Annotated in this window: 9 protein-coding genes; 5 read left to right on the top strand and 4 right to left on the bottom strand. The window is 62.5% G+C overall.

All coding sequences use genetic code 11. The features are described 5' to 3' along the window. On the top strand, window positions 1-635 hold a 635-nt coding region (locus tag OES25_16840), incomplete at its 5' end, for a cation:proton antiporter (GenBank protein ID MDH3629305.1). Here the strand turns inward: OES25_16840 and OES25_16835 are convergent. Further along, entirely contained in the window at window positions 632-2,665 is a 2,034-nt protein-coding gene (locus tag OES25_16835; GenBank protein ID MDH3629304.1) for an aconitase family protein, read from the bottom strand. The two genes, OES25_16840 and OES25_16835, sit on opposite strands and share 4 nt — an antisense overlap. Window positions 2,666-2,804: 139 nt before the next feature. Here OES25_16835 and OES25_16830 point away from each other — a divergent pair, with 139 nt between their 5' ends. Further along, a complete protein-coding gene (locus tag OES25_16830; protein MDH3629303.1) occupies window positions 2,805-4,469 on the top strand; it encodes a Zn-dependent hydrolase in 1,665 nt (554 codons plus the stop codon). Here OES25_16830 and OES25_16825 read toward each other — a convergent pair. Together OES25_16825 and OES25_16820 are read right to left on the bottom strand one after the other, a co-directional pair. Next, the gene (locus tag OES25_16825) at window positions 4,442-5,194 is read right to left on the bottom strand and encodes a class I SAM-dependent methyltransferase (GenBank protein MDH3629302.1); all 753 of its coding nucleotides are present in this window, start codon (window positions 5,192-5,194) and stop codon (window positions 4,442-4,444) included. The two genes, OES25_16830 and OES25_16825, sit on opposite strands and share 28 nt — an antisense overlap. Before the next feature lie 41 nt (window positions 5,195-5,235). Beyond that, complete coding sequence (locus OES25_16820; GenBank protein MDH3629301.1) at window positions 5,236-5,439, bottom strand: hypothetical protein; 204 nt, start codon at window positions 5,437-5,439, stop codon at window positions 5,236-5,238. 231 nt (window positions 5,440-5,670) lie between these two features. Between OES25_16820 and OES25_16815 the strand changes: the two genes are divergently transcribed. From OES25_16815 to OES25_16805, 3 genes are all read left to right on the top strand, one after another. Next, window positions 5,671-6,921, top strand: coding sequence for a hypothetical protein (locus OES25_16815; protein MDH3629300.1), 1,251 nt, complete (start codon window positions 5,671-5,673; stop codon window positions 6,919-6,921). Between the two features lie 87 nt (window positions 6,922-7,008). Then, entirely contained in the window at window positions 7,009-7,617 is a 609-nt protein-coding gene (locus OES25_16810; protein MDH3629299.1) for a superoxide dismutase, read from the top strand. Window positions 7,618-7,689: 72 nt separating this feature from the next. Continuing rightward, on the top strand, window positions 7,690-8,022 hold the full coding sequence (locus OES25_16805; GenBank protein ID MDH3629298.1) for an Hpt domain-containing protein: 333 nt from the start codon (window positions 7,690-7,692) through the stop codon (window positions 8,020-8,022). A gap of 6 nt (window positions 8,023-8,028) precedes the next feature. Here OES25_16805 and OES25_16800 read toward each other — a convergent pair. Beyond that, window positions 8,029-8,645 (bottom strand): hypothetical protein (locus OES25_16800; protein MDH3629297.1); only part of this gene is annotated, 617 nt, incomplete at its 5' end.

Raw genomic sequence — 8,645 nt, 5'->3', positions numbered from 1 at the left:
TCGTCGAGGCGTTGGGCGGAGCGGTGTTCGGTCTCGTCATCGGCTGGGTCGCCTACCGCATGTTGAAAACGATCGACAATCATTCCGTCGAGATCCTGATCACCCTCGCCATGGTCGGTGGCGGATATGCGCTGGCGGGGCTTCTGCACACCTCGGGGCCGATCGCGATGGTTATCGCCGGGCTGTTCATGGGCAATCACGGCAGGCTGTTCGGCATGTCTGACGACACCCGTAACGCGCTGGACGGCTTCTGGGAGGTCGTGGACGAGATCCTCAACGCGGTGTTGTTCGTGATGATCGGGTTGGAACTGCTGGTGCTGGCATACAGCGGCAGGCGACTGCTCCTGGGGTTCGCGGCCATTCCGCTGGTGCTGGCCGTACGGTTCGTCGCGGTCGGAATCCCGATCTCGCTATTGCGCCGAGTCCGCGAGTACGTTCCTCACACGGTCAAACTGATGACCTGGTGTGGGGTTCGTGGCGGAATATCCATCGCGCTGGCACTCAGCCTGCCGCCGTCCCCGAACCGCGAGCTGATCCTCTCGGTGACCTACGCGGTGGTGGTCTTCTCGGTCCTGGTCCAGGGACTCACCGTCGCGCCGGCGGTTCGTCGCGCCCTTCGCGGCTCGTCGGGTTAGATTCCGAAGCGCTCCGCGTCCCACTCGAGGCCCAGCGCGTCCGGTGGCGCCATGTAGCCGATCAGTGCCGACGCCGCGACCACCGACGGGCTGGCGAGATAGCCCTCGCCGCCAAGCCCCATGCGGTTCTGCCAATTGCGATTGAAGGTCGTGATCGCTCGCTGTCCTTCGAGTAGAGCATCGGGTCCCTGCCCGAAGCAGGGTCCACACCACGAGTCACGGATCTGTCCTCCAGCACCGCGAAGAAGATCGGCAATCGATGCGCCGCCCAGTCGCTTGTCACCTTGTTCGATGGCCTGTTTGACGCCACCGGAACCGGGGAAGATGACGAACTCGGTTCGGGCCTCGGTGTATCCCAGATCTCGCGCGGCGAGAATGACGAGCGCCGCCTGCAGCAGGTCGTCGTAGCTGCCGTTGGTGCAGGATCCGATGAACGCCTTGTCGAACGACAGCTTCTCGGCTGCGACCTCGTCAGCCGGATGGGCGTTCCCCGGGCTGAAAGGACGGGCAATCATCGGTCGGACCGCGTCCAACTCGAAGGCTTCATCGATCGCGTACTGGGCCTGCGCCCCCGGAGTCATACGGGGGTAGGGGAGATCGTTCATGCCTTTCGCCCGGTACCAGTCGTACGTCAGATCGTCGGCGGCGAAGATGCCGTTCTGGGCCTCTCCTTCCGCCATCATGTTCGAGATCGTGTTGCGATAGGCGATCGGTAGCTGGACATCCGCGTCGACGAACTCCACCGACATCCCCTGGGACTGCTTCGCACCCCAGCGCTCGAGGAGGGTCAGCACGATATCCTTCCCGGTCACCCACGGTTGAAGTCGGCCGCGGAACGAGACTCGACGGGCCTGCGCCAGGGTGAAATAGACGTATCCGGTCGACCAGCCGAACCCCAGCGTCGTCGAGCCCACTCCGATGCCGACGGCACCGTAGGCCCCGTAGGCCCGACTGTGCGAGTCCGCGCCCGGAATGAACTGGCCGGGCATCACGAGGCCTTGTTCGGGAAAGTAGAAATGAAAGATGCCGTCTCCGGGGTTGGCGTAGTACGGCTTCTCCATCCGCTGCTGCGCCGCGAACTGACGCCCGATCGCAGTCTGCTTGTCGTCGGAGTCGCTTCCGGTAAAGACGAAGTGATCGTTGGCCACCGCCGCCTGGCGGGGGTAGATCGTGTCGCCGGCAGTGATCTGATTGAACGTGTGGATCGAAAAGGGTGCCGTGCCATCCGATGCCGGCAGGAGATCGGCGTAGACACGCAGTGTCTCTCCCGGCTTCAATTCCGCATCCTTGTTGACACGGTGGGACCAGATGATCTGTTCGGTCGTCGTCATCCGGGAGGCGGTCTTTTCGTCGGGCCACTCGATCGCCGGCGGGTGGACCACGGAATCGTGGAACTCGCGTCGACCGACAGCGAAGATGCCACCGCTGCTGCGGATCTCTTCTTCCTTCTCCGAAAGTGGCTTCGGGTCGTAGGTCTTCTCCCGCGTGAGGTTCGTCAGCTGGCGAGTGCCGGGATCGAATGCGAAGCGATCCCCGTCTTGCGCATCCTCGACGGCGGGCGGGCACTGAACGACATGCAGCCCAAGGTTGAACGCGTTGCGTCGGAAGATATCGCCCATGTTCTCGCCGCAGACGATCACCATCTGCAGGCCAACCTCTTCGGCGATGGCCTTCAGGCCGGCAGGGCTCATCTCGCGAGAGGAGCCGATGGCAAATCGTTCGCCCGCGATGACAAACGTCTCTCCGCCATGCACCCGTGCGCGGAAGTCCGGCACCAGATAGCGGAAGGCCCCTTCCTTCCACTTGGCATCAAGAGAGTCGAGACTCTCCGACACGCAGTCCTTCGCGGGGGTGATCTGGTCGGTATCGATGGCGTCGAGTTTCTTTCCCGCAGTCTCGTTGTCCCAGAGGATCAAGGCCGTTCCCTCGATCCGCTCCGCAGCACCGGCGCCTCCGGATGCGGCCTCGGGTGTCGGGATCGCGGAGGCCTGGACGCCGTCCTTCAATTGTGCGGGCTGGATCGTGTGCATCGAGACGGTCTCCTGACGGTTGAGTGAAAATCATGGTCGCACATTCACCGGGCGCCCTCCAGCTTGTCAGTCGCCGAGGTGGCGGCTAAGCTGGGCCCGTCAAGTCCCCCGAAAGTTGAAGACGAAATGAGGAGTTGCGATGCGATCCATCGTTCGGCTGGCCGTTGCCTCGATCCTACCGATCCTGCTCTGTGTGAGCGGTTGTGGCGTGTCCGATGAGGCGCCGGAACCGGTTGTCCCCGCTGATGATTACTCGGGTCGAACGACCTACATCGAAGTCGAGCTGACGGCGGACCTCTCCGGGCTCACCGACAACCAGCGAGCGATGTTGCCGCTCCTGATCGAGGCGTCCCGCACGATGGAGAACGCATTCTGGAGGCAGGCCTGGGGCGATCGAGACGCTCTCCTCGCATCCATCGAAGACGAGGAGACCCGTCGATTCGCACAGATCAACTACGGCCCATGGGATCGGCTCGATGACAATCGACCCTTCATGGACGGTATCGGGGACAAGCCTCGGGGCGTCCAACTCTATCCCCAGGACATGACGGTCGAGGAGTTCGAGGGTGCGGTCGCCGCGTCGGCCGACGACGGAGCCGCGCTGAAGAGTCTCTACACCGTCATTCGTCGCGACGCAGGTGGACTCTTCGCCGTTCCCTACTCGGAGGTCTATGCCGAAGAGCTGGGGCGTGCCGCCGACCTCCTCGAGCAGGCCGCGGCGCTGGCCGAGGACGATGGCTTCCGCGAGTACCTGAAACTTCGGGCGACGGCGATGCGCACCGACGATTACCGCGCCAGCGACATGGCCTGGATGGACATGAAGGACAACACCGTTGATGTGGTGATCGGTCCCATCGAGAGCTACGAGGATCAGTTGTTCGGCTACAAGGCCTCGTTCGAGGGCTACGTTCTGATAAAGGACACGGCGTGGAGCGATCGCCTCTCGCGCTACGCGGCGATGCTTCCCGGTTTGCAGGAGGGTCTGCCGGTCGAGGATGCCTACAAGCGGGAGTCGCCCGGAACCGATTCGGATCTCAACGCCTATGACGCCATCTTCTACGCGGGCGACTGCAACGCCGGCGCCAAGACGATCGCGATCAACCTGCCGAACGACGAGCAGGTCCAATTGGCAAAGGGAACGCGACGTCTTCAGCTGAAGAACACCATGCGGGCCAAGTTTGACAACATCCTCGTTCCGCTGGCGGAGATCTTGATCGCTCCGGACCAACGCGAGAAGGTCCGCTTCGAGGCCTTCTTCGGAAACACCATGTTTCATGAGGTCGCCCATGGCCTGGGCATCAAGAACACGTTGGACGGGAGCGGCACGGTGCGTCAGGCGCTGAAAGACCACGCCTCGGCACTCGAAGAGGGCAAGGCCGACATCCTCGGTCTGTACATGGTTACCCAGTTGATCGAGAACGGCGAGGATACGGGGGCGACGCTGGAAGAGCACTACGCGACCTTCCTGGCCAGCATCTTCCGATCCGTCCGATTCGGCGCGTCAAGTGCTCACGGCAAGGCCAACATGATTCGGTTCAACTTCTTCAACGAACGGGGTGCGTTCAGTCGCGACGAAGAAGGCTTCTATCGTGTCAACAGCGATCAGATGCGCGACGCGACAAACGCGTTGGCGGAAAAGATCCTTACGCTTCAGGGCAACGGCGACTATGACGGGGTGGCATCGCTTGTCGCCGAGCTCGGTGTTGTCCACGACACACTAGGCGCGGACCTGGACCGACTTGCCGGTGCAGGGATTCCGGTCGACATCGTCTTCCGTCAGGGTGAGGATGTTCTCGGTCTCTGAGCGGGGAGATACAACGTCCGGGCAGTAAGTTGCTGGTGATCGAGGCCCGCCGCCCGGTCAAGAAGTCTCAACCGTTCCGGTAGCTCGGTCCGGAACTTCCACTCGTCCGAACGGCCGCCCCGCTCCTCGAATCGAGCCTGCCACTCCCGCCACCACGGAACCAGGCGTCGGGAGATCGGCTCGAGGATCAGGATCGGACCGCGGGAGCCCGACAGCAGGTTCTCGAGAAGCGTCTTGCGGGCGTCGTCATCGATTTCGTTGACGGTCCATCCCAACACGACGGCGTCACCGTCTTGCAGCGAGGCGCCGACGACGTTACCCCGTTTCGGGCTGCCCTTGAGTCCGAGTTCGCGCCAGACCCACCGAGTCTCGTCGATGGCCCATGGCGAGAGGTCCACGCCTGTGACGGGGGGTGGCGAGGCGAACGCGAGGCTCCACGCCGCCGAGACCACACCGGTCCCGCAACCCAGGTCGACGATACGGCGAGGTCTCCGCCGGTTGGCTCCCAACTCCGCCACGACGTGACGCGTGATTACCAGGTGAAGGGTGCCGTAGAAGAGTGCGAACGCCGCCCGTTTTCCCGCCCCCTGTGTCGCGCGACGTTCACGCCCACCACGCTGGACGTAGGCGATCGACAGCGCCTGCAGAGAACGTCGCACCTCGGAGAACGAGCGATCCCGCAGATGTCGGGCTTCAAGCTTGAGATACCAGGAATTGAGATCCACGTCGCGGTGATACCGCACCAATGCGGTGCAAGGCAAGCGGTTTAGCTGGCCTGGGCTCGATAGAACTTCAGGACGTGCCGGCCCTCGTCCTGCAAACGGTAGCCAAGCTTCTCTGCTTTCCGAACGACGGTCGAACGCGAGGGAGACCACGCGACGCCCTGTCCGGTCTGAGAGTCTTCGACCTCGAACCAGACCTGTTTATCGGTCCCGCGGTAGCAGTAGACCTTGTAGAGTAGCGCCGTCATTTCCTGAACCGCTCCTTGTGTGTTGTTCGGGTACGGGAAACGCTACCAATCGTCAAGCGGTTTCCACGGCAAACAACGTAACGAGTCGGTGGTCCGACGGCGTTACCGTGTTATTCACGTTGATCTCGGAAGCGAGTTGCAATTCCGCAAACGTTGTCGGGATTTTCCGGGTCACTCTGCGGTGACTACAGAGAGTCACGAAAACCACCGAACCTTGGTAGAATCACTGTCATGCACATCGTTAGAACGTTTCTCGTACTCTCGATCGTCGTCCTGACCGTTTCCGTGTTCGCGGCAGAGCCGCTTACGAACGAAACGGCCACGACCGTCACGCGGGAGATCTCTGCAACGGTCGCCGACATACGCGGACTTCCGTTTCGCGAGTCGGTCAAGGTCGAGGTCGTCGATGCCGACGCGGCAGCCCGTCACGCTCTCGAACGGATCGAGTCGTTTGACCTCATGGAGCGATTGAACGGGCAGGAGGTCGTCTTCCGGATCCTCGGCTTGATCGAACCGGAGACACGTCTGCTGGATCTGTTCACGGATACGCTGCGTGAACAGGTGGGCGGTTTCTACAACCCGTCTACGAAGACGTTCTATCTGATGGATTCGTCGTCGGGGGCGATGGTCTCCATCCTTGCCGCACACGAACTGACCCACGCCCTCGAAGATCAGCATTTCGATCTGGATAGTCGGGTCCGATCGGCCATCGAAGATGACGACGCCGCGTTCGCCGTCGGCGCCGTTCACGAGGGAAGTGCCACCCTGGTGATGACGGTGTTTGCGGGTCAGGCGCTGGCGGCGGGCGAGCTGGATCTGGGCGAGCTTCAGGAGTATGCACAGGAGGAAGCGGAGCGTGCGGTTCTGATGCGTGAGACGCCGCCGATCTTGACCCGCGGTCTGTTGGGCGCCTATCTGCTCGGCGCCAATTTCCTCACAAACGGAAACGTCATGGGTGTTGCTCTCGGTGGCATGCCCCACGATCGACTGAGTGCCGCATTCGACGCCGGTCCGGTCTCGTCGGAGCAGGTCCTCCATCCGGAGAAGTACTGGGACCCGTCACGGAAGGACGTGCCGTTGCCGGTCTCCCCACGGAACGCCGGCAAACGGCTCGGCAAGGGATGGCGCCGGACTCTCAGCGGCGTTTTCGGCGAGTTGAACCTCGGCACCCTTGTCGGCCTGGGGCTGCCGACGGAGGAGGCGATCCAGAGCTTCGACGCGTCCGCCTGGACCACGCCGTCCGTCCAGGGTTGGGGCGGTGATCGATGGGAGCTCTGGACCCATGATGACGGTCGTTCGGTCGTCCTGCTCGCCACTCGCTGGGACAGCGATGGGGACGCTGTCGAATTCGAGGCGGCGATGAACGATTCCCGCTTCAATGTCGGTAGACGCGGCGACCTCGTCGCGATCATCGCGGGGGACATGCCCTCGTCCAGAGTCAGAAAGGTCCTGAACGGCATGCTCTCCGGCCGTGGACGGTGATGTTCTTGTCGAAGAGGACGGATCCGGTTACAGTGAGCGAGACTCCGATTCCACAACCAGCGACTAGATGAGCCTGGAGGTTGACTGATGGCCCACGAACTGCCAGCCCTACCGTATGACTTCAACGCACTTGAACCCCACATCGACGCCCGGACCATGGAAATCCACCACGGCAAGCATCACGCGGCGTATGTGGCCAACCTGAACAAGGCTCTCGACGGTCACGGCGACCTCCAAGCCCACTCCATCACGGAACTGGTCGGTGACCTTGCGTCCGTCCCCAACGCGATTCGAACCGCCGTGCGTAATAACGGTGGCGGCCATCTCAACCATTCGATGTTCTGGACGGTCATGCAGCCGGGTGGTGCCACGGCGCCTTCGGGTGCGTTGGCGGCCGCGATCGACAGCAGCTTCGGATCCCTCGATGAGTTCAAGACCCGGTTCGCCCAGGCGGCGGCCACTCGATTCGGTTCCGGCTGGGCCTGGTTGAACGTCGCCGGCAAGGGTCTGGAGGTCGTCTCGTCGGCCAATCAGGACACCCCTGTCATGGACGGCGGCAAGCCGATCCTGGGGCTGGACGTCTGGGAGCACGCCTATTACCTCAACTATCAGAATCGGCGCCCTGACTATGTGAAGGCATTCTGGAATGTGGTCAACTGGGACGTGGTCGCGGAAAACTTCGCCAAGGCGTCGTAATCTCGCCAGTGCTGGCGTCGGGTCCGGCTCGAACCTACGTTTTCCACGTCGGCAACGATGTGGGAGGCTTCGATGAGCGCGATCTTCGACCGTGAAGAGATGCTAGACCGTCTCGGGGGTGATGCCGAGCTGCTCGGCGACATCATCCAGTTGTTCCTCGGCGAAAGCCCGAAGATGCTACAGGGTGTCCGTGAGGCTTCCGAACGCGACGACCTGGTGACCCTCCAACGGACCGCCCATACGCTCAAGGGCGCGTTGTTGAATATCTCGGCACCCCAGGCCGCCGATGTCGCGGCACGCATCGAGCAAGCAGGTCGCGACGGGCAGCGCGAGCGGACGCAGGAACTCCTGCAGCGGCTCTCCGACGAAATCAACGCCCTGGAAGAGGTGCTGGCAGCCGTGTAGGGCGACCTACGACCCCGAACGGAGCTTGTCGTTCCACCACTGGACCCGACCGGAAACCAGGCCGCGGGGCCCCGTTAGCGTCATCTGTCCATCAACCCGTTTCAGCGAGACGGTGACCAGATGACGACGAGCCTCACAGACGAATTCGGTCGTCACGTCGACCTCCCGGAACACCCTCCCGGGTTCCAGATGACGAGGGCGAGCAGTCGGCAAGTAGGAAACCCTGCCGAGATCACAACTCGCAAATGTGGTCCCGAGGAATTCCGCATTGGTACGCATGATCGACGCCACTCGATAGGCCCACGGTTGGTCGGGAATGAGGTCCGACGGGAGATCGTCGAATCCTGCTGCATGAGCGCGCCCCTTTTTCCGTTCGCCGATCCAGGCGGTCCTCGGTAGCACGATTCTCCACCAGCCGATCTTGTTGCGTTTAACGTCCACGCCAGGAGTCCGCGGCACGAGGACCCTCGCGTAGCTCGGCATGTACAGGAGATCTCGCAACGTCGTCCAGTTCTTCTCAAAGGTCGGGTCCTTCCCGTGGTGGCGGTTGAACCTCAGGACTTCCCAGGCGGCAAGCGCATCGCTGGCCGCGACATCACCGAGCCAGGCCCCGGTGTTTCGAC

This window comes from Acidobacteriota bacterium, assembly GCA_029861955.1.
Lineage (GTDB): Bacteria > Acidobacteriota > Polarisedimenticolia > Polarisedimenticolales > Polarisedimenticolaceae > JAOTYK01.
The sequence above is the reverse complement of the archived record's forward strand: the minus strand, read 5'-3'. Positions and strand labels throughout refer to the sequence as shown.